A 24746-nucleotide genomic window follows, 5' to 3' on the forward strand; every position below is an offset into this window, starting at 1 on the left:
AAAACACGTTAATATAAGCTACAATACGTGCGTTAAAGTACAATATAATAAGAACGATGATAATGTGCCGTTGGGTATAATCACTTGCTTCCCTATAGTCAGTCTGAATACAGGCTGGGCTACACGAGAACATGAATATTGAATCACTAAGACCATTACTGCTAGGTATACTCTTTTTATCCATTCTGCTGTGGTTTGGCTATAAAAACAGCGAAGAAGTACTAGCACCAGATGATGAAATACATATTGCATTTGTAGGTCCTCTTACAGGTTCGGGTGCGGACGAAGGTTTGGCTTTAAAGCAGGGTGTCGAGCTTTACATTAAGCAACTTAATGAAAGTGATGAAGGCGGTGTCAATGGCAAATATATCATACTTGATGTTTACGACGATCAAAATAAACCTGAATTAGCAAAAAAAGCAGCTCGAGAAATTGTAGAGGCGAACCAAGCAGTTGCGGTTGTTGGGCATTACTATAGTTCCTGTTCTATTGCGGCAGGTGAAGTCTATCAACGCAGTGGCATTCCTGCCATTACCCCAGGTTCTACTAACGTTAAAGTCACGGAAGAAAAAGACTGGTATTTCCGCACGATTTTCAATGATGATTTGCAAGGGCGTTATATAGCGAACTATCTGCAAAAAGTATTAAAGCAAAATGTTGTCAGTGTCATTCATCATGATAATACTTATGGTAAAGATTTAGCTCGTGTGCTTGAAGAAACTTTGACTAATTTAGGTGGTACTGTTCCTTACAGCTATGAATTTTCTAGGACAGCACCTGACTTAGATGAACGCTTAGATGAAATTGTTGATGAGTTAAAAACCAAAACAGAAAAGGAAGTAGGTTTTATCTTCTTAGCTACATTTGCTGGCAATGGTGCAAAACTGGTTTCTCGCCTTAAAGATGCAGGGCTTAAATTTCCTATTATCGTTCCTGCTGCATTTGACTCCAAGACTTTCCTAAATACTTTCAAAGACATGCCTGAAGAAAAGAAAAACCCAGGCTACTATACTGATGGTATTTATATTACAACCCCGCTTATTTACGATACTGCAAACGAAAAAGCCCAAGAATTCAAAGACGCCTACAAGACTGAATATACAGAAGAAGCTAATTTGCGCGTGCCTTTTGCCTATGATGCCGCAATGGTGATTATGGAGGCAATTAAACAAACTAATGTCTATGGTAAGCCTGAGACAATCCGTGATGATCGGAGTAAAATTCGTTCGTTCTTAGAGAATATGGATAACTCTGGGCAAGCAATTGAAGGTACGACGGGGTTTAACTATTTTGATGAATATGGCGATGCACAAAAACCTGTTGCTGTTGGTACGTATAAAAATAACCGTATCGTATCTGCGTTAGTACAGTTGCAAGATGTACGTAATCCTAATGAAATTGTAGACTTAGAAAAAGCGGTGCAAGAGGGACATATACTCACCATTGATAATAAGTATTTATATAAAACTAATGTGGTTTATGTTGGGGTTAAGATCAATGAAATACATGATTTAGACTTGCGAAATAGAGAGGCTAAGTTAGATTTTTATGTTTGGCTACGCTATCGTGGGGAAGATATTCATCCTGAAGAACTTGATTTTGTTAATGCAGTGAATTCAATTCATTTATTAAGTTCGGCGGATATGGATGAAGACGATGTCAAATTGCCCGTTTTTAGTAATGAAAAAGAAAATGACCAGCAGATGACTTACCGTTTTTATCGTCCGATTAATATTGAAAAAATTGGTGATATGCAGCATCGCCTTTACCGAATTAAAGAACCCTTCAAAATCGACTTTTTACAACGACCTTACGCCTTACGTGAACATGTGCTGGGTGTCAGCTTTCGCCACCGTGATTTAACCCGCAATAATTTAATTTATGTGACGGATTATGTGGGTATGGGTGATGAAGAAGAATCGCTGAATAAATTACGTCAATCTAAAGTATTTAGCACCTCATTAGATTGGTCTTTAAATCGCTTATGGTTTTTCCAAAAAACGATTAAAGAGAATGCGTTAGGTAGTTTGCAATATTTAAATATTGTCGGTGGTGCAATTGAATTTTCCCAGTTTAATATGGGGGTGCAAATTGTCAATAACACCTTCACTTTGCGTCGTTCAATTTCTCGTGGCACTGCGGATAATGTTTTGCTGCTCAGCAGTATTGTGATTTTATTGCTGGGTTTTCGACGTACCGCGTTTAAATATTTCTCCAAAACGATTTGGATATTTCAAGCCCTATTCTCATTTCTACTACTCATGTCGAGTGAAGTTGTATTGCTCAGTTGGGTGGTTGAAGAGAATATTTTCCGTGACCTTACGGTGCTGATTAAAATCTATGACATACTGTGGTGGATTATTCCTGCAATTTTGCTGCATTTAGCGGTAGAACGCTTCTTATGGACACCTGTAGAAGAACGAACTGGGCGTGCAATTCCACGGATTGGGCGGCGTTTCGTCTCATTTTCAATTTATATGCTGACCGCCTTAGCGATTGTGGCATTTGTTTATGACCAGAAATTAACAAGCTTACTTGCCACTTCTGGTGTGATTGCGATGATTATTGGTTTGGCGATTCAGATCAATATTTCTAATATCTTCTCAGGTATGGCGATTAATATTGAGCATCCTTTCAGAGTTGGTGACTGGGTACAAATTGGCGAATTTGAAGAAGGCAAAGTGGTTGATATTACGTGGCGGACAACGCGGATTATTACTCGTATGGGTTGTATTCTGAGTATCCCTAATAGTATGGCGGCTGAATCAACCATTCATAACTATGATTATCCTGATGATACTTTTTGGTTGCGCTTTATCGTGCATGTTCATCCTTCCCACCACCCAGAACGAGTACGCAAAATTATTCGTGATGCGGTTTTATCAACTGAGGTCGTATTAAAAACGCCAGAACCCTTTATTATATTCCGTGGATTAAGTGATTGGGCTGCTGATTACTTAGTGTATTTCGTGGTACGTGACTATGCTTGGAGACTGCTGCATGAGGAGGCGGTATGGCTACGAATATGGATTCACCTGAATCGAGCAGGTATTGCACCTGCCATCCAGCGACAGGAAATACATTTATTCAAAGGGGTAAAAGAAAGGGGGGAGGAGGCGGCGACGAAACCTATTACACTACTTCAAGAGGTGACGCTTTTTAGACCATTTTCTGACAAAGCGAAGAATTACTTAAGTGATTGTATGCACAAACATCGCTTTAGCGAAGGAGATATTATCGTTCGTCAAGGTGATGAGGGTAATTCCTTATTTATTATTGTAGAAGGTGTAGTAGGCGTTCGAGTTCAAACCCCTGAGGGTGAGTCAATTGAGGTGGCGCGTTTAGGCGCAGGTGAATTCTTTGGTGAGATGGCATTACTCACTGGGGAAGACCGCGCTGCCACCATCATTGCTTTAACCAGTACTTATTTATTTGAAATTACCAAAGAAGACATCAAGCCATTACTTGAAAATGAGCCAGATGTGCGGGCATTAGTGACTAAAGTCTTGACACAACGTCAAATGATGACACAATCACAAATGCACACTGAACATCATGACAATGTTGAAGAAGAAGCGGCATATAAAAAACTGCTCGATAGAATTGAAAACTTCTTTGGATTGCGCAGTAAAAGTTAAAGCTCCAAATTGGGAGAGCAAGAGTGAAATTAATTAAGCTTTTAGCATTAGCATGGATAGCATCCCTTCTCATGAGTTGTGGGGGCTCTGAGCCTGATGATCAAGCCGGTTTATCAACCATCACTTGGGATATGCCTACACCTTATTCTGATGCGGTTTTCCACACTCAAAATATCCATCAATTTGCTGAGGAAGTGAAGCAACTGACACAATATAAGTTGCAAATTCAAGTACATTCTGGTGCGGCATTGTATAAACATCCTGAAATCAAACGAGCTGTACGGAGTGGACAAGTTCCTATTGGTGAAATTTTAATCTCTTTGCTTGGCAATGAAGACCCTTTATTTCAAGTAGATTCATTACCCCTGTTAGCAACCAGCTATGACCAAGCTCGTAAATTATGGCAGGTTTCGCGCCCAGAAATTGAAGCATTATTGGATAAACAAGGCTTAAAGCTGCTCTATGCTGTGCCTTGGCCACCACAAGGTTTATATACGAACAAACCTATTGCAGTTATGGGTGATATGCAAGGCGCGAAAATTCGGGTTTATAATGCCCTATTATCACGTTTAGTTGAGCTATTGGGAGGGAATCCCTCAACAGTGCAATCTCCTGAAATTCCACAGGCATTTAGCACAGGCTTAATTAATGCAATGATTACATCACCATCGACAGGTGTGAGTAGTCAATGTTGGGATTTTGTTTCGCATTATTATGATATTCAAGCGTGGATTCCCAAAAATATGGTGTTTGTGAATAAACGCGCATTTGATAGATTAAGCCCTGATATGCAAAATGCGTTATTGGCTGCAGCACGTCATGCAGAAGAGCGTGGTTGGGCGATGAGTGAAAAAGAAACCGCAGAAAAAACCCGCACTTTGTCTAAAAATGGTATGTTTGTATTAAAGCCAACGATTGAATTTCAGAATAGCTTAGATGAGATTCGGATTCAAATGGCAGCAGAATGGGAAGCTGTAGCAGGTAAAACAGGTGCAATAGTACTGAAGGCGATGGAAGGCGAATAATAGTGGCTGACTAAAAGGCATATTTATGATTGATTATAAAAAATATATAACAATACAAGCTGGAAAACGCTCAGGTCAACCTTGCATTCGTAACTTGAGAATAACTGTATATGATGTGTTACGCACGTTAGCTTGTGGTATGACAACTGAAGAAATTGTAGATGATTTTCCTCAATTGACCCAAAATGACATTTTAGCTTGCTTAGCTTATGCTGCTGATAAAGAACACAATGTGGCAATATATGCGTAAAATTGCTCTTTGATGAAAATTTATCTTATAAGCTTTGCCAGTGCCTTAGCGCCTTGCTGATATTTATCCAAATGCCATACATGTTTCACAACGCTATCAACAAGCTGATGGACAAATAGAAGATATTGAAATATGACAGTTTGCTAAGCAAAATAGTTACACTATTGTGACTCAAGATGCTGATTTTAATGAGATTTTAATATTGAATGGCTATCCTCCACATATCGTTTGGTTACGTGTTGGTAATTGCAAGCTAAAAGTAATAGAAAATATTATGAGAAAAAATAATATTAAAATACAAACATTTGTTCATGAAGCTAATTGCGGCATTATTGAAATTAGAGATTAGAAAAGAAAAACTTGTTTTGCCAATAGCCACTTGATATTCAGTGAGCACTACTTTGTCACAGGACAATCATGATTCTTTAAAAGCTCAAACGGTGTGAAGCATAAACCAACTCCTGTTTTTAGGTGTATGAAAGATAGTGTAATTACTTAAAGTGATATTGTTGACCCCATCAGTCTAAGGAGAAACAAATGAAATTGGATTGGCTTTATAAATTAAGCGGTGTAATGGCCGCTGTTTTACTAGTTTGTATTGCATTGCTTATCATTGCGCAAATTGTGGCACGTTTTATTGGACAAATTGTACCTGATGCTAATGAAATTGCGGGTTATTGTATGGCAGGCTCAACATTTTTAGCCTTGGCTTATACTTTACGTGAAGGTGGTCACATTCGTGTCACCATGATTATTAATCATTTGCCTCAGACTTATTCTCGTTTATTAGAAGCATTCACTTTAGCGGTTGCAAGCTTATTAACAGGTTATTTTGCTTATTATTTAACCTTAATGGTTTGGCAAACCTATCAATATGGTGAAGTGTCTCAAGGTCATATTCCGATGCCATTATGGATTCCTCAAAGTAGTCTGGCGATAGGTATGACTATCTTATGTTTAGCATTTATTGAAGAATTAATTCATGCACTGCAAGGTAAAGCGTTGAGTTATAAAGATACTCAGCATTAAAGTGTTTAGGCCTTTAGAGTAAGCAGTCTATAGGCTTAAAATGTATATACCCAACATCGGTGTATACCTTGCATGTTTCAGCGACAGTTTAATGACACGATAAGGTGGAGACATGAAAAAGTTGTTCCTCAGCTTTTTACTACTATTTGTAGGCTGTACCCAGCAGTCTGATACCATTGAATGGCACATGCCAACACCTTATTCTGAAGGCGTATTTCATACCAAAAATATTTTACATTTTGTTGAAGAGGTTGAAACCCTAACCGAAGGTAAATTTGTCATTCATGTTCATTCGGGTGCATCTGTATTTAAACACCCCGAAATTAAACGCGCAGTACGCAGTGCACAAGTTCCGATTGGTGAAGTCCTCATTTCTCTATTAGGTAATGAAAACCCATTATTCCAAATGGATGTTTTACCTTTATTAGCCACTAATTATGAACAGGCACAAAAATTATGGCAGATTTCGCGGCTGGAAATTGAAAAAATATTAGCCGCACAAGGTTTGAAATTACTTTACGCTGTGCCATGGCCGCCACAAGGTCTGTATGTTAAACGCGAAATTAATGACTTAGATGATATTCAAGGCTTAAAAATTCGCGCTTACAATGCAATGCTGTCTCGATTGGTACAATTGATGGGAGGTATTCCGACGACGGTTGAAACACCTGAAATTGCCCAAGCTTTTAGTACAGGCGTGATTGATGCAATGATGACTTCGCCTTCAACAGGTGTGAGCAGCCAATCATGGGATTACGTGACTCACTATTATGATTTCCAAGCATGGATTCCTAAAAATATGGTATTTGTGAATAAAAAAGCTTTTGACGCTTTACCACCGAAGATGCAAGCCAGTTTATTACAAGCGGCACAACAAGCCGAGCAACGTGGTTGGAAAATGAGTGAAAAAGAAACCGCTGAGAAAACCAAAATTTTAATGGATAATGGCATTCAAGTGATGAAGCCAAGCAAAAAGCTCAACGATGAGTTAACGCATATTCGGCAGATGATGGCGCAGGAATGGGAACAAAACGCCGGTGAATTAGGTAAAAAAATCTTAGAAACCTATAATGATGCGCAACAGCAACTCATTTCACACAATTCGCATTGACTAAAGGATTAATGACGTATGGACCCATTACTGTCCTCTTTGATATTAATTATTTTTTTATTTACTTTATTACTTTCAGGTATTTGGGTCGCTATTGCTCTACTCAGTGTCGGCATTTTAGGATTATCATTATTTACCAGTGTGTCTGTGGGTTCGATCATGGCTACAACCTCATGGGGCACTAGTGCATCATGGACATTAACCGCGCTACCTTTGTTTATTTGGATGGGTGAGATTTTATTCCGCACCCGTTTATCGCAAGATTTATTTAAAGGCTTATCCCCTTGGCTAGCCTATTTACCGGGACGTTTAGTCCATGTCAATATTGTAGGCTCAGCGGTATTTGCCGCCGTTTCAGGTTCATCAGCAGCCACCGCAGCGACGATTGGTAAAATGTCATTGCCTGAATTACGTAGCCGAGGTTATAACGAAAGATTAAGCGTGGGTAGTTTGGCGGGCTCTGCCACTTTGGGCTTTTTAATTCCACCTTCGATTATTTTCATCGTTTATGGTATTTCTGCTGAAGTTTCGATTGCACGTTTATTTATAGCAGGTGTGATTCCTGGTGCATTACTTGTCATCTTGTTTATGGGTTACATTATTGTTCACGCACTTTTATATCCTGACGACGTACCAGAAGAAGATACCCAACATCTACCATTTATAGAAAAAGTGAAATTATCAGGTAATTTAATCCCTGTCATGTTACTCATCGCAGGCGTATTAGGTTCTTTATATAATGGTTTTGCCACTCCTACGGAAGCCGCTGCACTCGGTGTTGTGGGTGCTTTATTGTTGTCATTGCTTTCGGGTTCACTCAGTTGGAAAACCTTTAGCGACAGTTTGATGGGTGCGACTAAAACCTCTTGTATGATTGGTTTCATTTTGGTCGGAGCTGCATTTTTAACGGTGATGATGGGCTTTACCCGAATTCCGATTATGCTAGCAGAATGGATTGATAGCTTAAGCCTAAGTTATTACGGATTAATTTTTGTTTTAACTTTATTTTTTATCGTGTTAGGCTTTTTCTTAGATGGGATTTCAATTGTGGTTTTAACCACGTCTGTGATTTTGCCAATGGTGCAACAAGCAGGAATTGATCTATTATGGTTTGGGGTTTATGTGGTGATTGTGGTTGAAATGTCACAGATTACGCCACCCGTTGGATTTAATTTATTCGTGCTGCAAGGACTGACAGGGCACAATATATTTTACCTTGCCCGAGCAGCATTACCGTTTTTCTTATTATTATTGACCGCGATTATCTTAATTGTCGTCTATCCTGAAATTGTCACTTGGTTACCAGAACAAGCCACAATTCGTAAATAAGTTATTCTCATCATGCACTTTTTGTCTCTCTAAAGTGCATGATGACAGCATGTCTTTTTTAACAAGGCTGCTGTTCGACTAACTCGATTTCATCTTGAGTCAAACCATAAAGTTGATAAATCATTTGGTCAATTTGTTGGTCTGCGGCGTGAATTTGAATTTGGACTTGACTTATCGCTATTTTGTAATCAGTGAAATAGTCTTCCCACTCATCTTGCTGCACCAGCGTTAATTTAATTTTCTGTTTTTTCAATTCATCCAGCAGCATTTTAAAATCAAAATCATAGAAACGGCTTAATTTTTTAGTCATCTTCTTAAGCTCAAAATTACTGTTGAGCCGATTGATAAACTTATTTTTCTTATTTTGTAGAGTTTGATGTAGCAACAGCATGTACTCTGCTTTTTCAATAAAAGCGTATTGCTGTGTATTGGAAATTGTTCGAATAGGTAAATTTCTCACATCATTGACTAATATTTTAGGAAACAAACCTTTTCTGGCTTTAGGAGACACCGCATTGTGATACCAGCCAATTAATTTAGAATTGAGGATAGTCAGTAAGTATTTTAAATTTAAGCTGTTTTTATCTTGTACAATATTAATAATTGAAGGAGAATTATAATATTCCTCCAAGCTATAAGTACAAAATAGGTAGTTGCTAGTAATTTCCCGAATCAATACTCTTTCTTGGGTAAAAAACTTAGGCTCTCGTGGTGCAGCTAGCCAACTTCCGTAACTAATCCATAATTCACCATTCCACTCAAGCTGATAACGTGTAATATCACTGCCTTTTAATTCTTTGCGATAAGTTTGATCTTTTTGATATTTTGCATGAAACGTTCTATTTTTAATCATTTCCTCACTGTGCCCACGATATTTATCATAAGGAATTAAGCCTTGAGACACTTGGAATAATTGTGTTAGTTTTGAGTGTTTATTGAGTTTTTGAATCAATTTTTGTTTATGAATGCTAAAAGGCAAACTTAACCAATTTTCTGTATTGTCGCTAAGTACAGACTGTTTCAAACTTATGGTTTCAGTGGCAAAAGTTTTATGCTGTGGATCAACTTGGGTAAATTGTGTATATGATTGCTTCATGGTTTGATGACGTAGAGCAAATAAACAGGTGCGCACTTGAGCCTCAATAAACACATCATCTTTTGATAAATCAACAATATGTGGAATATTATAATGTTCACTCAACATTTGCCGATATTTCTGTCCATATAAAATAGATAGAAAGGTGTTAGGAATAATATAAAATAAATATCCTGTTGGTTTTAATAGTTTTTGTATCGCCAGTGAAATAAAGTAAATATAAATTTCATAATCAGGCACGAGTTTATCAAATTGTTTTAAATAAGCTTTCTCAAGTTGATTAAAATTCACGCCATAGGGTGGATTCCCAATAATCACATCAAAACCACCTTTTTGCATAATGTCTGGAAATTCTTCTGACCAGTTAAAGGCTTTATGTGCAGCCACATCTTTATCATCAATTAATGAATGACCGCATTTGATATTATTATTTAAATTAGACAATTTACGGCCTTTTTTTGCGGTGCGTAGCCATAGAGAAAGCTTTGCAATTTCAACACTTTCTTCGTTAATATCTACCCCATAAATATTATTTTCTAAAATTATTTTGTCTGTATCAAATAGCTTTGGCAATGAATGGGTCAAATCCTCAATAATCTTATCAATTTTTTGATGTTCAGCAATTAGGAAATTTAACGCTTGATTCAAAAATGCCCCTGAACCACAAGCAGGGTCTAACACTTTTAGTTCTAATAGCCATGCCTTATAAGTCTGTAAATTTGTGAATAATTTCTCACCTTTTTTGGAAAGCTTGCCCGTTTTAGTACGATAAGAACGATCAAATTCAATATTGAGTAAACTTAATTCAATACGCTTTTCATTGCATAATGTGCCTAAAGCCTGTTCTATCATATATTCTGTAATATATTGAGGAGTGTAAAAAATCCCATCTTTCTTACGTTTAGTGGCTTTTTTATCCACCTTAACCCCTGCAATATGGGCTTTTACCTCTTCAAGTTCATTTAGTGAATGTTCAAAAATACGCCCTAAAATATTGACATCTAATTCACTGCTAAAATCATATTTTGCTAATTGAAGTATCCCTTTCTGTAATACAGTATCGTCAATCACTAATTGATTTAGTATTACATCAGGGGAAAATAGTCCGCCATTGTATTGTGGAACATCATAAACGTTGGATTTAAAACCACTATTTAGGTAAGCAAAGAAATTATTTAAGCGATTGTACAAGCTATCAGATACACCTAAATCTATTATTTGTTGCCAGTAAACAATCTCATTTTCAGCGGAATTCGGTGCAATTAAACCAATATCCTCAGCAAACAATACAAATAATAATCTATCTAAAAATTTCTGCGATTTTTGAAATAAAACTAAGGTCTCAAATTGTGAATTATGTTTACAAAATTGGCTGAAAATCTGTTGTTTAAGCTTTGAATAATCTTGATAAAATTGTTTGGAAATTTGCTCCTCATGATGTTTGGTTTCTTGTTTCAAACTAAGCGGTATATCTTGTAATAAATACTGGCTATGTAAAATCAAATATAAAACGGCAAAATCGGCTTTATTTAATGTAAAAAGATCAAATTCCTCATATTCATTGGCATGTTCAATGTAAAACCGTAACTTTTGAAAATTAGAAGTAATGACGTATAGGCAGTTAGCTTGATGATTTTTATAGCTAAAAGCTTGCTTAGTGACAGTATCTAAATCTTTAGTATTTGTTGACTTTAATTCAATGACGGCAATCGCTGTTCCGTTGCGGATAATGGCACTATCGGTTTTACGGTTATCTTTTTTCTTGACGGTTTGATTCTTAAATTCTAGCTGTAAGTTAAAATCGACATCAGGCTTTAAAATATATCCAAATATGTCTACAAAAATATCGCGCATAAATCCCGCTTGATACTCTTCTTCTTTTGAGGTTTTTATATTTTCAATTCGCTCTGGACTATAAAGTTGTTTAAAGTGACTAAACGCAATATCAAGCTGTTCCTCATCAAGTTGATTTAAATGATTTTGTAATACCGATTTCTGAAAAATAGACATGGTTTATTTCCTGTTAGGTCAACTGAAAATTTGTTTTAGGATTGAGTTGGTTCTTGCCGTATTCATCAGATAAATCTTATAGTTATACGCAATTTTAGCATTATTTTTTAAGGTGAGAACGCGGATTTTTTAGTTTGCAATGTTACAAAACGATAGTCATTGACAATGAATTAAGTGAAATGCAAGATGGGATTCACACATCCTACGCAATGCGCAGAATGTATGATAATAGGATGGTTAACGACGACAGTCTGGATGGGATTCAGCTTGTTGATATAACTGCTCAGCATAGTGCATTTGGCTTTGCAAATCGTTGATTCGGGTTTCATGTGATGGATGTGTCGACATGAATTCAGGCGGCGCACCTTCACTATTTTTACCCATATTAACCCATAAATTAACCGATTCTTGAGGCTGGAAACCCGCTCGCGCCATAATTTGCAAACCCAGTTCATCAGCTTCGCTTTCATGTTTGCGGCTAAAAGGCAGTATCACGCCAAATTGTGCGCCTAAACCTAATGCTCCCAATACGGTTTGTGCAGTTGCAGACTCAGGATTAGAAAAAATAACTTGCGCTAACTCCATTCCTGTCTGCACCACCATTTGTTGAGAAACTCGTTCATTACCATGATTAGATAAAACATGAGCAATTTCATGCCCTATCACCGCCGCTAATTGATGCTGGTTTTCAGCAACATCAAGCAATCCAGTATAAACGCCAATTTTACGCCCTGGTAATGCAAACGCATTTACCGCTGCATCGTCAAACACCACAATTTCCCAACCCTCTGAATCTTGTAATGTATTCAGCAACGTATTAGTAACACATTGAACATATAAATTAACTTTGGAGTTTGGTGCAGCAGGTGTTTCCTCTTTAATTGTTTGAAACGCTTGAACCCCCATGACATCCATTTGGTCAGTTGGCATAAATGCCAATTGCTTACGCCCTAGTGGTGTCGTAGCACAACTGACTAGGAGTAAGATAATCGTAATAAGATTTACTTTTTTCCACATAACAAGACCTATAGTTAAGTGATTTTAATCTGATTATAGATGAAAAACGCATTAAATTGGATGAAACGCTAGCAGCATCCAAATAAGCATTGTTTTTCTTCTAATTTTATAGAATAGGTTGTGTATCTTGAGGGTCTATAGTGGGTATTGTTGTGTCTGGTTTAGCTTGACCTGCTTCAACATTACCTTTAACCCCCGTGAGTTGTGATTCATCATCAAAAAATAAACTAATCACTTGTTGCTGGCGTTTACCTGAATTTCCTTCCTGAAAACTAAACAAATAATCCCAACGATTTTGGTGAAATGCATCTTGCAGCAACGGTGTACCCATAATGAAACGCACTTTACGTGCCGACATGCCTTGTTCCAATTGATCTAACATTTCTTGCGTTATCACATTGCCTTGCTGCACATCAATTTTATATAGGCTACAATTTGATACTAATAAACTGAAAATAAAAACGAGAATAAACTTCTGCATGAGATTACCCATTGAGTCACACAAACTGCTCTTATAATACCCTACAATGTAGGATTTTTCGATTTTTGATTTTAGCAACAGATATTAATAATATACCCAGCGCAATAATTACAGGCTTTCTATTGCAATAGTTTCATAATCACGTAAAATTGAATTTAGCTCCCATAAACCCGCTTTTATTTGATTATATTACCATTATGTCCGATCCCTTATTTGAATCCAAACTCAGTAGTTTGCCGTTGGTGCAACGTGGCAAAGTACGTGATATTTATGCAATTGATGACAAATATACATTAATTGTTGCTAGTGATAGAATTTCTGCTTTTGATGTGATTTTGCCCACACCGATTCCAAATAAAGGCAAAATTCTCACTACAGTGTCTAATTTCTGGTTTAATTTTTCTAGCAAATTGATTCAAAATCATTTGGTTGATGAGATCAGTTTAGAAGATATATTGCCCAATGCAGAAGAACGTCAGCAAGTTGAAGGCCGAGCGGTGATTGTGCGCAAATTAAACCCGTTGCCTGTTGAAGCCATTGTGCGTGGATACATTGCAGGTTCTGGCTGGAAAGATTATCAAAAAACAGGGCAAATTTGTGGAATCGATATTCCTCAAGGTTTGCAATTAGCGTCAAAATTAGAGCAGCCTATTTTCACGCCATCGACTAAAGCCGAGCAAGGTTTGCATGATGAAAACATTGATTTTGCAAAAACTGTTGATTTAATCGGTGAATCATTAGCTAATCAAGTGAAACAAGTGAGCTTAGAAATTTACACTTGGGCACGAGATTATGCTGCTGAACGCGGTATTATCATTGCGGATACTAAATTTGAATTTGGTACGGATGATGAAGGTACACTATATTTGATTGATGAAGTGCTTACGCCTGATTCATCACGATTTTGGCCGACAGACCAGTATCAAGTGGGTATCAGCCCGCCTAGTTTTGATAAACAATTTGTACGCGATTATTTAGAAACCCTAGATTGGGATAAAACTCCACCCGCACCAGAATTGCCTGAAGATATTATTGTAAAAACGGCGGCAAAATATCAAGAAGCGGAACAGCGTTTAACCACGCCAAAAGCTTAAATATTGCGTGTTATAGCCATAGCGATTGATTACTGCCAGCTTTTTCTAAAAATCTGGCATCGCTTTAGAGATATAGTCGATTTCGTTTTGGGTATTAGGACTGGCAGTCCTGTATCATCTTAGAATAAAAAGACTATATATCAATGATATGCCATAAACAACGTGATTATATCAGGTGTTATATAGATATGTTGCACAAAAAATAATCATTCTATCCCCAATTAGCACATGCCCATGTAATAACACTATGGATATTTTTGGATTCAGTTTACAAGAAATTTATGTTGCACTTATCATTAGCATTGCAGCTTTTCTTGTTGCCTTGTTTGCAACTTGGTTCTCGCACCGTTTTGATAAACAAGCAGGTGATAGAAATAAGCCCAAACGACGCAAAAAAACCTTTCGTTAACAAACATTGTTTCCTACTTGAAAACCCACTAGAATCTACCCTATCTTATAAAATCTTTCTAGCCTGCCCTAAAAAGCAATATTTTGTTAAACCACAGGTAAATCCAGAATGAAAATGAAATTGCTGTTTACAACTGTTTTGTCTCTTTGTGTGAACTTTACTGTTGATGCTGAAACTAAAGTGCTAGATTTTATCGTTGCCGTCGTCAATGATGATGTAATCGTCCATAGCAGTTTGCAGCGTGAAATTAAATTAGTTGAAAACAAGCTACTTCAAAAAGGGGTTCAATTACCACCACGTGTTGACTTTGAACGCCAAGTATTAGACCGCATGAGTTTAAAGTTATTGCAATTACAAATTGCTGAACGCACAGGTGTTACTACGGATGACAATAGTTTAAATGAAGCCTTGCGTAAAATTGCCGCACAAAATGGAATGGATATTCAGACTTTTCAAGAAATGATTGAGCAGGATGAAAATTATAGTTTTTCTCAGTTTCGCCAAGAACTTGGAGAAGATATGGTCATCGGCCGGTTGCGTCAACGCCAAGTCACTAGCCGCATTAATGTAACTCAAAATGAAATTGATAATTTTCTTGCCAATCAAGTACAGCAAGGCAATGCTCAAGATGAATACTTGCTTTATCACATTTTATTGGCTTTACCTGAAGCCGTCTCTCCTGAAGAAATGGAAACCCGTCGAGCTAAAGCACAAGGTATTTTAGAGCAATTACAAGTGGGTAGCGATTTTCAAACCATTGCAGTGCAATACTCTAATAGTCAAACAGCCACTGATGGCGGTAATTTAGGGTGGCGTAAAGCAGGTGAAATTCCCTCTTTATTTGTACCTGCCTTGGCTGAAATGTCTGTGGGCAATATCAGTAAATTATTACAAGATAGCAATGGCTTTCACATTATCAAATTGGCGGATAAACGAGGCACAGAACAATTTTTAGTGACGCAAACTCGCGCCAGACATATTTTGATTAAAACCACTGAATTGGTATCTGATTTTGATGCTCAACAGAAATTAGTTAACTTAAGTGATGAAATTTTAAATGCAGGCGCTGATTTTGCGCAATTAGCCCGTAATTATTCAGAAGATACGATTTCAGCCAGTGAAGGCGGCAATATTGGCTGGAAAAACCCCGGAGACTTCCCACCTGAATTTGAAGAAATACTAAATGAATTGACGATTGGTGAATTAAGCCCGCCGTTTAAAACTCGCTTTGGTTGGCATTTATTACAAATCCAAGAGCGTCGTGAGCGTGATAATACTGAAGCAGCTTTACGTAATAAAGCAACACAGCAAATTCGTAATCGTAAAGTTGAAGAAAGCCTGCAAATGTGGTTACGCCAAATCCGTGATGAAGCGTATATTGAATACCGTTTGCCAGCCGCTTAAAAATGAATCCCAGCTCATTTGAATCTGTTAGAGTCAGTATTTAAATGAGTTGATACCTTATAATGATTGATCTATAACCTGTGCACGTCATTGATGATTCAGCAAGCCCATGCTTAAAAAATTCCGTAAATTTATAAAATATTACCCTGCTCAACCGAAAAAATCAGTACAACTAACCCGTAAGCAAGTTTATATTTTGCCGACTCGACATGGTTTTTTGTTTGTATTGGTTTTATTTCTCATGTTGTTGGGTTCAATTAACTATAACAATAATATGGGGTTTTTACTGACCTTTTTATTAGCCAGTACCGCGATGGTTTCCATGTTACATGCGCATTATATGTTGCATGGATTAAACGTTTCTATTGGTAAGGCCAATCAGGTATTTGTTGGGGAGCAAGTGCAGTTTCAGTTATGGGTGGATAATCGCAATAAAGCGGCACGCTATGCCTTGCATTGGTCATTGGGTTATAAAAATATTACTTCTCTTCTCAATTGGTCTTTAGGTCGTAATAAAGCCCCTATAATTTTGATAACAGATATTCCAGCCGATCAAAGGATAATTATCAGCATTCCCTTTATTGCGAAACAACGCGGTCAATTACAGCTTGAAGCATTAACGGTTTCCAGTTGTTTTCCATTCGGTTTATTTTATGTGTGGGGATTTATCTATTTAGATGCATCAACCTTAGTTTATCCCGCGCCATTAGGACAACGACAATTGCCTAAAGGTGCACGAGATGACAACCAAGGCGAAACTACTTCTATGCAGCTTGGTCAAGGTGGCGATGATTTTATTGGCTATCGAGATTACAAAATGGGGGATTCCCCAAAACATGTGGATTGGAAAGCGGTTGCTAAAGGTCAAGGTTGGCATATCAAGCAATTTGGAGGCGCGAGCAGCACTAATTTATTATTGAGCTGGGAGCAAGTACAGCACTTAAATATTGAAGCTGCTCTGTCACAACTCTGTCTCTGGATATTGGTTGCAGACAGTCAAAATGCACAATATGGACTAAAATTACCACAACACACTATAAAACCTGATTATGGTAAAAAACATCGAGAAAAGTGCTTGAAAATATTAGCTTTATATGGAGCTAATACCAAGAAATGAATCTAAAACAACGAAATTAAATGAGTCATAAACTCTGCAAGTATGATTAAAACAGAGCTATCAGCGTTTTTCAGCAGACTTTATAGCTTATATATTTTGTTGTTAAGGCAAAAAAATATTAACCATGAAGCACGCTAAATTACTGTAGATGATTTTCAGAAAAAACAATATATTATAACTTTCAATTCTTTGATTTTATTTAGATACTAAAAAAAATGTCAACGTGATTGACGCTTGAAAATACTATTCATTTACACTCTATTTGAACAGGTTAAGTCATGTCCTTCCTGTTTGTACTGAGAGTTGGCAGTTACAAATATGATGCGTTATCAAAAATATGCAACAGCCTTCACCCTCATGTTGGCGTTTAGCCTGTCCATGTTGGGATATATTGTATTGAAACATCGTCAGCAAGCTTGGCTAGAGCATGAATTTACTGAAGCAACCCAACAACAAGTGATTTCAATTCGGCATAATCTACAACAGCATTTCCATATTTTAGCAGCCTATTCTGCTTTTTTTAGTACTTATCCTCAAGCGAAATATACTGATTTTAAAAATTATGCTGATGCGATTCATTATGCACAACACGAGAATCTATTGGCTTTGCATTGGATTCCTAAAGTGACTGATGCGGAACGCTCAGATTATGAGCACAGATTAAAACAGTCCGATAACAATCAACAAATATGGCATAAAAATCAAATAAATGAACGGATTCCTGTTGCCAAAAAAGCGCAATACTTTCCTGTTTTATTTACTATTTCAGATCAAAAAAACACATTATTAAACCCAGGTTGGGATTTAAGTTCTGACACGACTTTATGGCAAAACTTTAAATATGCCTATGAAACAGGCGCGATTTACGCTTCTGAACCTCTGATATTAAATCAGCCGCCACGCCCATCACAGCAAACTATTTTATTGATTCAACCTGTTTACCAAGCCCAACAAAATATTGAGACACCTCAGCAGCGCAAACAATATTTACAAGGTTTTATTGTGGGCGTATTTGATATTCAAAAATTACTGAATAGTGCCTTACAGTATGTGACTAAAAAAGATATTCTGATTCGTTTAAAAATTCCTACTGAGGATAAAGCCATTTATGTACATCAAATGCACCCGAGCCAAATCAATGATGATTTCATATATAAACATTTAAGCTTAACCGTGGCTGGGCGTATATGGGAAATGCAAGTTTTTGCAAATCTCAACAATGTACATATTCCATCAACTTGGTTAGAAGCAATCTTGTTTTTAGGTGGTAGCTTTCTGACTCTATTGATTACATGGCTGTTTGTTCAATATGTGCGTTATTTAGAATCGATTAAAAAATCCCAACGACAATTGGCAGAATATAATTCACAACTTGCGGCTAAAGTTAATCAAAGTAGTCAAGCATTACATGAATCGCATGAACGCCTAAAAACCATTTTAAATAGTTTAGAAGCCATGGTTTGTGTGGTTGATATGGATTCTTATGAGGTCTTATTTGCGAATAAATCACTTAAACACACCCGTGGGGTGGAAAAAGTGGAAGTGGAAGGTGAAATTTGTTGGAAAAGCTTCTACTCTAACCAAGACCAACCCTGTGATTTCTGTACTAATAAAAAGCTTATTAATCAAGTAGGTCAGCCAACGGGTTTGTACACTTGGGAATATTGCAATCCTTATACTAAAAATTGGTATTTAATGCAGGATCGAGCCATTCCTTGGACAGATGGACGTATTGTACGCTTAGAAATTGCCACCGATATTACGGAACGCAAGCAAATGGAAGTGGTATTACGTGAAAGTGAACAATATCGGCGTACCTTGATTGAAGAATCAACGATTGGTTTGATGCTGATTAATATGGATGATAATGGTACTTTTTCTGAGGTTAATACCGCTTTTGCCCATAGTTTAGGTTATAAGGTGGAGGAAATGGTTAATAATGTTACTTTTTGGGATTTAACCCCAGAAGAATATCACCCTATTACCCATAAACAACAAATTATACTTAAACAAACGGGGCGTTTTGGCCCTTATGAAAAAGCCTATTTACACAAAGATGGACATCCTGTTCCTGTTCGTCTGTCTGGTCTATTGATTACACATAAAGGCAGTGCTTTTATTTGGGCAAATATAGAAGATATTACTTATCAAAAACGTGCCCAAGAAGCAGAAGCGGCTAAAGTAATTGCAGAACAAGCCAATCGAGCCAAAAGTATTTGTCTGACTAATATGAGCCATGAGCTACGCACGCCGTTGAATGCAATTTTAGGTTATACCCAAATTTTATCTCAATCCAATAATTTAACTCCTGAACAGTATGAAGGTTTGAGTATTATTCAACACAGCAGCGAATATTTGTTGAATTTAATCGATGATATTTTGGATATATCTAAAGTTGAAGCAGGTAAATTGGAACTACATGTAGAAGATTTCCATTTTGAAAGTTTTATTAAAAATGTGGTGGATTTATTCCGAGTCAGAGCGTTGCAAAAAGGCATTGAATTTATTTATCAACCTTTGGAAAATGCGCCCTACTTGGTGTACAGCGATGAGAAGCGGTTACGCCAAATTTTGATTAATTTACTCAGCAATGCGGTCAAATTCACACCTGAATATGGTTGTGTTACTTTGGTTTTATTACGTATTTCAGATAATAAAGTGCAATTTAAAATTAGAGATACAGGTATCGGGATTGCGTCTGAGGAAATAGATAAAATATTCATGCCATTTCAACAAGTTGGTGAGAGTAATGCTCATAATGAAGGCGCGGGATTAGGTTTAGCCATTACCCAAAATTTAGTTAAATTACTCAATGCAGATTTACAAGTCAATAGCGTGTTGGGACAAGGAACAGAGTTCTGCGTCACAATGTCATTACCAGAAAGTCATACCACTGAAGCATTGCAAGACAATGATATTATGGGTTATCAAGGCAGTTTAAAAACATTATTGATTGCGGATACTGTGTGGGAATATAGAATTCATTTAAAAAACTTTTTATCACCGCTGAATTTTAATTTACTTGAGGCTGATTCAGTCCAGACTTTATATAATAAATTAAGCCAGAAACCTGATGTGTTATTAATTGACATCCATTTATTAAAGCAATTACCGTTAGATTCATCCTCATCTCAGGATAATTTATTGCAGAAAATTCCTTTAATTGTCACCAGTGAGCAGAGTTTATCTTATATCGAAATACCAATGACTTATCAAGCTGTATTAACCAAACCCTATGATAAAACAACGGTGTTTGCCAGTTTAAAGCATGTTTTGGATTTAATCTGGATTATGCAGAAAAATGAAGCTGAGCAAATGCAAAATATTGATATGAATTTGGAGTTGGGTTTAATTAGCCAATACTACCCTTTATCAGCACAGCAAATTCGCCAGTTATATGATTTGAGCATGATGGGTGATATCAAAGGTATATTAAACTTTGCTCAGCTGATGCAATCGGATAAACAATTAGCATCATTAGCGCAACATATCCATCAATTAGCCAAACAATTACAATTAGACCATATTTACCAAATTGCAACCCATTATCAGGATACCCTGCAATGATCCAGCCTGTAACCAAAGACAAAATATTAATTGTAGATGATATTCCAGCTAATATGTGGGTGTTATTGGAAGTGTTAAGCGACGCGGGTTATGACGTTTTATTAGCCCAAAGTGGCGAGCAAGCATTACGAGTCGCAGAATACGCCAAACCTGCTTTAATTTTACTTGATGTCATGATGCCTAACATGGATGGGTTTGAAGTGTGTCGTATTCTAAAAACCAACCCTGATTTGTGTAAAATCCCAGTAATTTTTATGACGGCCTTAAGCGATACGATTAATAAATTAAAAGGCTTTGAATTGGGCGCAGCAGATTATGTGACTAAACCGATTCAATATAAAGAAGTACTGGCCAGAGTATCGGCACATTTAGAGGTGCATAAGTTACAAGCGACTTTAGTACAACGCAATGCTGAATTAGAAACTTTTTCGCGTATGGTGGCACATGATTTAAAAAATCCATTGAATGCAGTAATTAATTTAACAGAAATGGTCGCGGATGAATATGAGCAGGCACAAGAGATAAACAAAGCTAAATCGCTGAGCCGATTGCGCTGGGTTTCCCAAGCTGGGCAACAAATGATGAATATTGTGGACGCACTGTTATTAATGGCGGGTATTGCTCAAAATAAAAAAGTCGATATTGATGTGGTTAATATGAATCAAATCCTTGATGAAGTGATACAAAAACGGTTGTTGTATATGATTGATGAACATCAAGCCGAAATTACCCGTCCTTCAAGTTTACCTACCGCTTTAGGTTATGCGCCTTGGATTCATGAAATCTGGGCAAATTACATTAGTAATGCGATTAAATATGGCGGTTATCCACCTCAATTACAAATGGGTGCAACCCCTTTAGAAAATGGCATGACTGAGTTTTGGATTAAAGACAATGGACGGGGCTTGAGTGAAGAAGAGCAAGCTAAATTATTTAAACCATTCACTCGTTTGCATGATGGGGATGGACATGGCTTAGGCTTATCGATTGTGCAGCAAATTGCGGAAAGGTTGGGTGGAGAGGTCGGTGTTAAAAGTGAATTAAAACAAGGAAGTCGATTTTATTTTACCTTGCCCTCTTTGGATAAAGAATAAGCCGAGCATCAAAACATAAGATAGAAAGCCCAGTTTATCAAAGGGACATTATTTGGCGATAAGGATGGCTCTGAAATAGTGTGATAAGAAAATAACGCTTATCCTTTTGCACGATATTTTGCAGTATTCAGCATCATGTAACACTATTTTTAATACTTATACCAACAATACTTCGGACAGTTTTTGAAAATCCCCACAGCTTTAAATTGTAACCATTTGAAAAATAAAGCATTTTATGTTTTGACGGGGAGTTTTAAATATATTAAAAAACAAGCAGTTATAAAAACTATCTGAAGTATTGACCAAACAAGTTGCCACCTTAACCTCCTCTCCTTGCTAGCGTATAGAAACAAGTTATATTAAAATCAAACAACAAAATTATTACAAATTGGAAATCCAATATGACAACACCTGCAGCGTATGATGAATTGCCTTACACTGGTATTTTAGGTTGGGACTTTCAGCCCTCAGCTTTAGCCACCTATGCCACTCTGTTTGGTTTACAGCCGCCGTTGGTTTTAAAAAGCCGTATCTTAGATTTAGGCTGTGGTGATGGCACTAATATCATTGGTATCGCTCAATCCATGCCTCAAGCTGAATGTATCGGTATAGACTTTTCTCCTAAACAAATTGAAATGGGACAAGCGGTGGTTGATGGTGCAGGTTTGACCAATGTTAGATTGCACTGCGCTGACATCAATGCAATGGATGCGGCAGCACTAGGTAAATTTGATTATATTGTATTACATGGTACATTTTCATGGGTTGCACCTGAAACGCAAGAAAAGATTTTAGATATCTGTCACCAGAATTTAACACCCAATGGTATTGTTTACGTCAGCTATAATGTGTACCCTGGTTGGTATATGCAGCGTGTTGTGCGTGATTTGATGATTTTCCACACTGAGCCTGTTACTAATATCCGTGATAAAGTAAACGAAGCCCGTGCAGTGGTTAGCTTTGTCAAACAGCATAACGAAAGTAAAGATGGCGTGTATGGCAAATTGTTAGATGAAATGTCAGCTCTGGTTGCTAAACAACCTGATGACCATATTGGCCATGAATACTTAGAAGAACATAATCATCCTTACTACTTCCACCAGTTTTTAGCTAAGATTCAGAATAAGGGTTTGGAATATGTGACTGATGTCGAATTCCGTCGTTATTTACCAACAGATTATGAAACCTTAGAATCGTATGAAGAAATGTTCCGAGGCGATATATTTTCACGGGAACAATATTTAGACTTTTTCCATAATCGTAATTTCCGTAGTAGTGTCCTATGTCAAAAAGGTGTACCTATTAATCGGGAGTTGGATTGGGAATTGATGCCACGCTTTTACATTTCAGCCCAAATTCCACAATTAACGCCAGATTATGTACACGAAAATAAACCGTTCTCATTGAATACCAGCAAAGAAGTAGTTGAAGTCGACGATCAATTTGTTAAAGCGGCTTTAATTACTTTGACTAATGCCCATCCTCAAGCCATTGCTTTTGAACAGTTGTTTAATATATTGTGTTCTAACTTGACTCCTGAAAGTTTAGCTTCTATTGATTTGCAGGAATTAAAAAATGGGTTGGCTGAAGAATTACATTATTTGTATTGCATGGAATCAATTGAATTGCATACACACCCAGTTCAATGTGTTGTTAAAATCAGTGAAAAACCTATTGCACCACCATTAGCCCGCTGGCAAGCTAAAAACGGGAAAAATGTGGTTAATATGCAATGCAAAACGGGTGAGCTAGATATTATTACAATGCAGTTATTACCTCATTTAGATGGTACAAAAACCCAAGCTGATTTGTTAGATATTTTGCTTGATTTGCAAAAACAAGGCGTGTTTGCAGTTGAAGGGGTTAGTAATGAGGCGGCAATACGTGAGACATTCCAAGCAGCATTAAATACAACATTGGAAGCACTGGCTAAAAATGCGCTGTTAGTCGGTTAATTTTTAATATATTGAAAAAAGGCTGGTTTTCATTTTGTATACGAAAATCGGCTTTTTTGGGGAATGATGATGATTGTTATTTATGGTATTGATTACAAGCTAAACCCAATTAAAGCAACGATGTCAGATGTATTGCATCAGTGCATGATAGCGGTTTTGGGTTTACCAGAAGATAAACGTGCGCATCGATTTGTTCCTTTGGATCAGTCTGATTTTTATTATCCCAATGGCAGAACTGATAGCTATACAGTGATTGAAATCAATATGATGGCAGGTCGTACTGAACAAACAAAAAAGCAACTTATTAAAACAATATTTGGCCATTTTCAGCAACAGCTTGAAATCCAGCCTATTGATGTAGAAATTACAATTAAAGAGCAGCCAGCTCATTGCTGGGGTTTTCGCGGTATCACTGGGGATGAAGCACAGTTAAACTATAAAATTAATGTGTAATTTTTTAGATTGTAGATTTAGCTTAAATGAGTTCACGCTGTAATTTTGAGCAAATTCATACAAAGATTGCAGATAATCAAGATGTTGAGTAGAAAAATGATGAAAGGGGATAATGGCTTTATTGCCAAATTTGAGTTGTTCAGTTATAGATCGTAATTCAGGAAATTCGGAGGCTTGGGTGCGTTCAATTTAAGTTATGTAGAATGCAAAAAAGCATTGAAAATACAGGGTGGAATAAGTGTGTCTAAAACCTTAAAATATTTGAATAATATTGCGCCTTTTGCGATAGTCCCATGCCACCCCTGAGGCAGATTATTATGTTTTCATTTATTCAATATTTTTTCCCAGATGATCTATTAGTAGAGCTAAGTGAAAATAAAGTAACAATTAAATTATTTTCAGATTCAGATGACTCAGTTTATGAAGATGCGCCATGGGTTGCGCTGGAAATAAAGGATGGTCAAGAAATCATACATGAAGTTGGAATAAAAGCTAAATCTATGGAGGGGGCGAATATTAAAATAATTAATCCATTTTTACATTCAAGGTCTTTTGTTGCCAGTTTTGCCTATGCTAAAAAAATTCTTCAGTATGGAGTTCATCAAGGTTGCTCATCAAGGTTTCCACGTCCTTCACCCAGAATGGTCATACACCAATTAGAAAAAAC

General features: G+C 37.0%; 18 protein-coding genes and 1 pseudogene. 16 read left to right on the top strand and 3 right to left on the bottom strand.

Translation table 11 applies throughout. The features are described from left to right. Nucleotides 1-131 precede the first annotated feature (131 nt). The 7 genes and pseudogenes from ABXH34_RS07990 to ABXH34_RS08020 all read left to right on the top strand — a co-directional run bounded on the left by ABXH34_RS07990 (nt 132) and on the right by ABXH34_RS08020 (nt 8382). The gene (locus tag ABXH34_RS07990; protein WP_353571347.1) at nt 132-3638 is read left to right on the top strand and encodes an ABC transporter substrate-binding protein; all 3507 of its coding nucleotides are present in this window, start codon (nt 132-134) and stop codon (nt 3636-3638) included. 71 nt (nt 3639-3709) lie between these two features. Then, a complete protein-coding gene (locus ABXH34_RS07995) occupies nt 3710-4663 on the top strand; it encodes a TRAP transporter substrate-binding protein (protein ID WP_353571348.1) in 954 nt (317 codons plus the stop codon). A 25-nt stretch (nt 4664-4688) separates the two neighbouring features. After that, nucleotides 4689-4913 carry a DUF433 domain-containing protein gene (locus ABXH34_RS08000; RefSeq protein WP_502710401.1) on the top strand — a complete coding sequence of 75 codons (225 nt, stop codon included), beginning with the start codon at nt 4689-4691 and terminating at the stop codon, nt 4911-4913. A gap of 148 nt (nt 4914-5061) precedes the next feature. Continuing rightward, a pseudogene (locus ABXH34_RS08005) lies at nt 5062-5262 on the top strand (DUF5615 family PIN-like protein); the annotation flags it as partial. A gap of 188 nt (nt 5263-5450) precedes the next feature. Then, a complete protein-coding gene (locus ABXH34_RS08010) occupies nt 5451-5942 on the top strand; it encodes a TRAP transporter small permease (RefSeq protein ID WP_353571349.1) in 492 nt (163 codons plus the stop codon). Between the two features lie 112 nt (nt 5943-6054). Then, a complete protein-coding gene (locus ABXH34_RS08015) occupies nt 6055-7053 on the top strand; it encodes a TRAP transporter substrate-binding protein (protein ID WP_353571350.1) in 999 nt (332 codons plus the stop codon). An 18-nt stretch (nt 7054-7071) separates the two neighbouring features. Beyond that, nucleotides 7072-8382, top strand: a complete 1311-nt coding sequence (locus ABXH34_RS08020) for a TRAP transporter large permease (protein ID WP_353571351.1) — start codon at nt 7072-7074, stop codon at nt 8380-8382. 58 nt (nt 8383-8440) lie between these two features. On the opposite strand, the gene ABXH34_RS08025 is transcribed toward ABXH34_RS08020, so the two are convergent. The 3 genes from ABXH34_RS08025 to ABXH34_RS08035 form a co-directional block, all read right to left on the bottom strand. After that, entirely contained in the window at nt 8441-11488 is a 3048-nt protein-coding gene (locus ABXH34_RS08025) for an Eco57I restriction-modification methylase domain-containing protein (protein ID WP_353571352.1), read from the bottom strand. Between the two features lie 237 nt (nt 11489-11725). After that, entirely contained in the window at nt 11726-12505 is a 780-nt protein-coding gene (locus tag ABXH34_RS08030) for a M48 family metallopeptidase (protein WP_353571353.1), read from the bottom strand. Nucleotides 12506-12611: 106 nt separating this feature from the next. After that, nucleotides 12612-12986 (bottom strand): outer membrane protein assembly factor BamE, encoded by a 375-nt coding sequence (locus ABXH34_RS08035; RefSeq protein ID WP_353571354.1) that lies wholly within the window; start codon nt 12984-12986, stop codon nt 12612-12614. 197 nt (nt 12987-13183) lie between these two features. On the opposite strand from ABXH34_RS08035, the gene ABXH34_RS08040 reads away from it, so the two are divergent. The 9 genes from ABXH34_RS08040 to ABXH34_RS08080 form a co-directional block, all read left to right on the top strand. Further along, a complete protein-coding gene (locus tag ABXH34_RS08040; protein WP_353571355.1) occupies nt 13184-14080 on the top strand; it encodes a phosphoribosylaminoimidazolesuccinocarboxamide synthase in 897 nt (298 codons plus the stop codon). Nucleotides 14081-14327: 247 nt separating this feature from the next. Further along, entirely contained in the window at nt 14328-14489 is a 162-nt protein-coding gene (locus ABXH34_RS08045; protein WP_353571356.1) for a hypothetical protein, read from the top strand. A 108-nt stretch (nt 14490-14597) separates the two neighbouring features. Continuing rightward, a complete protein-coding gene (locus ABXH34_RS08050; protein WP_353571357.1) occupies nt 14598-15893 on the top strand; it encodes a peptidylprolyl isomerase in 1296 nt (431 codons plus the stop codon). A 109-nt stretch (nt 15894-16002) separates the two neighbouring features. Further along, nucleotides 16003-17010 (top strand): DUF58 domain-containing protein, encoded by a 1008-nt coding sequence (locus ABXH34_RS08055; protein WP_353571358.1) that lies wholly within the window; start codon nt 16003-16005, stop codon nt 17008-17010. Nucleotides 17011-17328: 318 nt separating this feature from the next. Next, nucleotides 17329-20577, top strand: coding sequence for a PAS domain S-box protein (locus ABXH34_RS08060; RefSeq protein ID WP_353571359.1), 3249 nt, complete (start codon nt 17329-17331; stop codon nt 20575-20577). Continuing rightward, complete coding sequence (locus ABXH34_RS08065) at nt 20574-21671, top strand: response regulator (protein ID WP_353571360.1); 1098 nt, start codon at nt 20574-20576, stop codon at nt 21669-21671. The genes ABXH34_RS08060 and ABXH34_RS08065 overlap by 4 nt, the downstream gene beginning before the upstream one ends. A gap of 401 nt (nt 21672-22072) precedes the next feature. Then, the gene (locus tag ABXH34_RS08070; RefSeq protein ID WP_353571361.1) at nt 22073-23626 is read left to right on the top strand and encodes a methyltransferase regulatory domain-containing protein; all 1554 of its coding nucleotides are present in this window, start codon (nt 22073-22075) and stop codon (nt 23624-23626) included. 63 nt (nt 23627-23689) lie between these two features. Beyond that, a complete protein-coding gene (locus ABXH34_RS08075; protein WP_353571362.1) occupies nt 23690-24079 on the top strand; it encodes a tautomerase family protein in 390 nt (129 codons plus the stop codon). 317 nt (nt 24080-24396) lie between these two features. Continuing rightward, on the top strand, nt 24397-24746 hold a 350-nt coding region (locus tag ABXH34_RS08080; RefSeq protein ID WP_353571363.1), incomplete at its 3' end, for a rod shape-determining protein MreB.

The sequence above is a fragment of the Candidatus Albibeggiatoa sp. nov. BB20 genome (assembly GCA_016744725.1).
Lineage (GTDB): Bacteria > Pseudomonadota > Gammaproteobacteria > Beggiatoales > Beggiatoaceae > Albibeggiatoa.

Excerpts from the sequence above, each read along its gene's own strand:
- ABXH34_RS07990 (WP_353571347.1), top strand. The coding sequence starts at position 132 with ATGAATATTGAATCACTAAGACCATTACTGCTAGGTATACTCTTTTTA.
- ABXH34_RS07995 (WP_353571348.1), top strand. The coding sequence starts at position 3,710 with ATGAGTTGTGGGGGCTCTGAGCCTGATGATCAAGCCGGTTTATCAACC.
- ABXH34_RS08000 (WP_502710401.1), top strand. The coding sequence starts at position 4,689 with ATGATTGATTATAAAAAATATATAACAATACAAGCTGGAAAACGCTCA.
- ABXH34_RS08010 (WP_353571349.1), top strand. The coding sequence starts at position 5,451 with ATGAAATTGGATTGGCTTTATAAATTAAGCGGTGTAATGGCCGCTGTT.
- ABXH34_RS08015 (WP_353571350.1), top strand. The coding sequence starts at position 6,055 with ATGAAAAAGTTGTTCCTCAGCTTTTTACTACTATTTGTAGGCTGTACC.
- ABXH34_RS08020 (WP_353571351.1), top strand. The coding sequence starts at position 7,072 with ATGGACCCATTACTGTCCTCTTTGATATTAATTATTTTTTTATTTACT.
- ABXH34_RS08025 (WP_353571352.1), bottom strand. The coding sequence starts at position 11,488 with ATGTCTATTTTTCAGAAATCGGTATTACAAAATCATTTAAATCAACTT.
- ABXH34_RS08030 (WP_353571353.1), bottom strand. The coding sequence starts at position 12,505 with ATGTGGAAAAAAGTAAATCTTATTACGATTATCTTACTCCTAGTCAGT.
- ABXH34_RS08035 (WP_353571354.1), bottom strand. The coding sequence starts at position 12,986 with ATGCAGAAGTTTATTCTCGTTTTTATTTTCAGTTTATTAGTATCAAAT.
- ABXH34_RS08040 (WP_353571355.1), top strand. The coding sequence starts at position 13,184 with ATGTCCGATCCCTTATTTGAATCCAAACTCAGTAGTTTGCCGTTGGTG.
- ABXH34_RS08045 (WP_353571356.1), top strand. The coding sequence starts at position 14,328 with ATGGATATTTTTGGATTCAGTTTACAAGAAATTTATGTTGCACTTATC.
- ABXH34_RS08050 (WP_353571357.1), top strand. The coding sequence starts at position 14,598 with ATGAAAATGAAATTGCTGTTTACAACTGTTTTGTCTCTTTGTGTGAAC.
- ABXH34_RS08055 (WP_353571358.1), top strand. The coding sequence starts at position 16,003 with ATGCTTAAAAAATTCCGTAAATTTATAAAATATTACCCTGCTCAACCG.
- ABXH34_RS08060 (WP_353571359.1), top strand. The coding sequence starts at position 17,329 with ATGATGCGTTATCAAAAATATGCAACAGCCTTCACCCTCATGTTGGCG.
- ABXH34_RS08065 (WP_353571360.1), top strand. The coding sequence starts at position 20,574 with ATGATCCAGCCTGTAACCAAAGACAAAATATTAATTGTAGATGATATT.
- ABXH34_RS08070 (WP_353571361.1), top strand. The coding sequence starts at position 22,073 with ATGACAACACCTGCAGCGTATGATGAATTGCCTTACACTGGTATTTTA.
- ABXH34_RS08075 (WP_353571362.1), top strand. The coding sequence starts at position 23,690 with ATGATGATGATTGTTATTTATGGTATTGATTACAAGCTAAACCCAATT.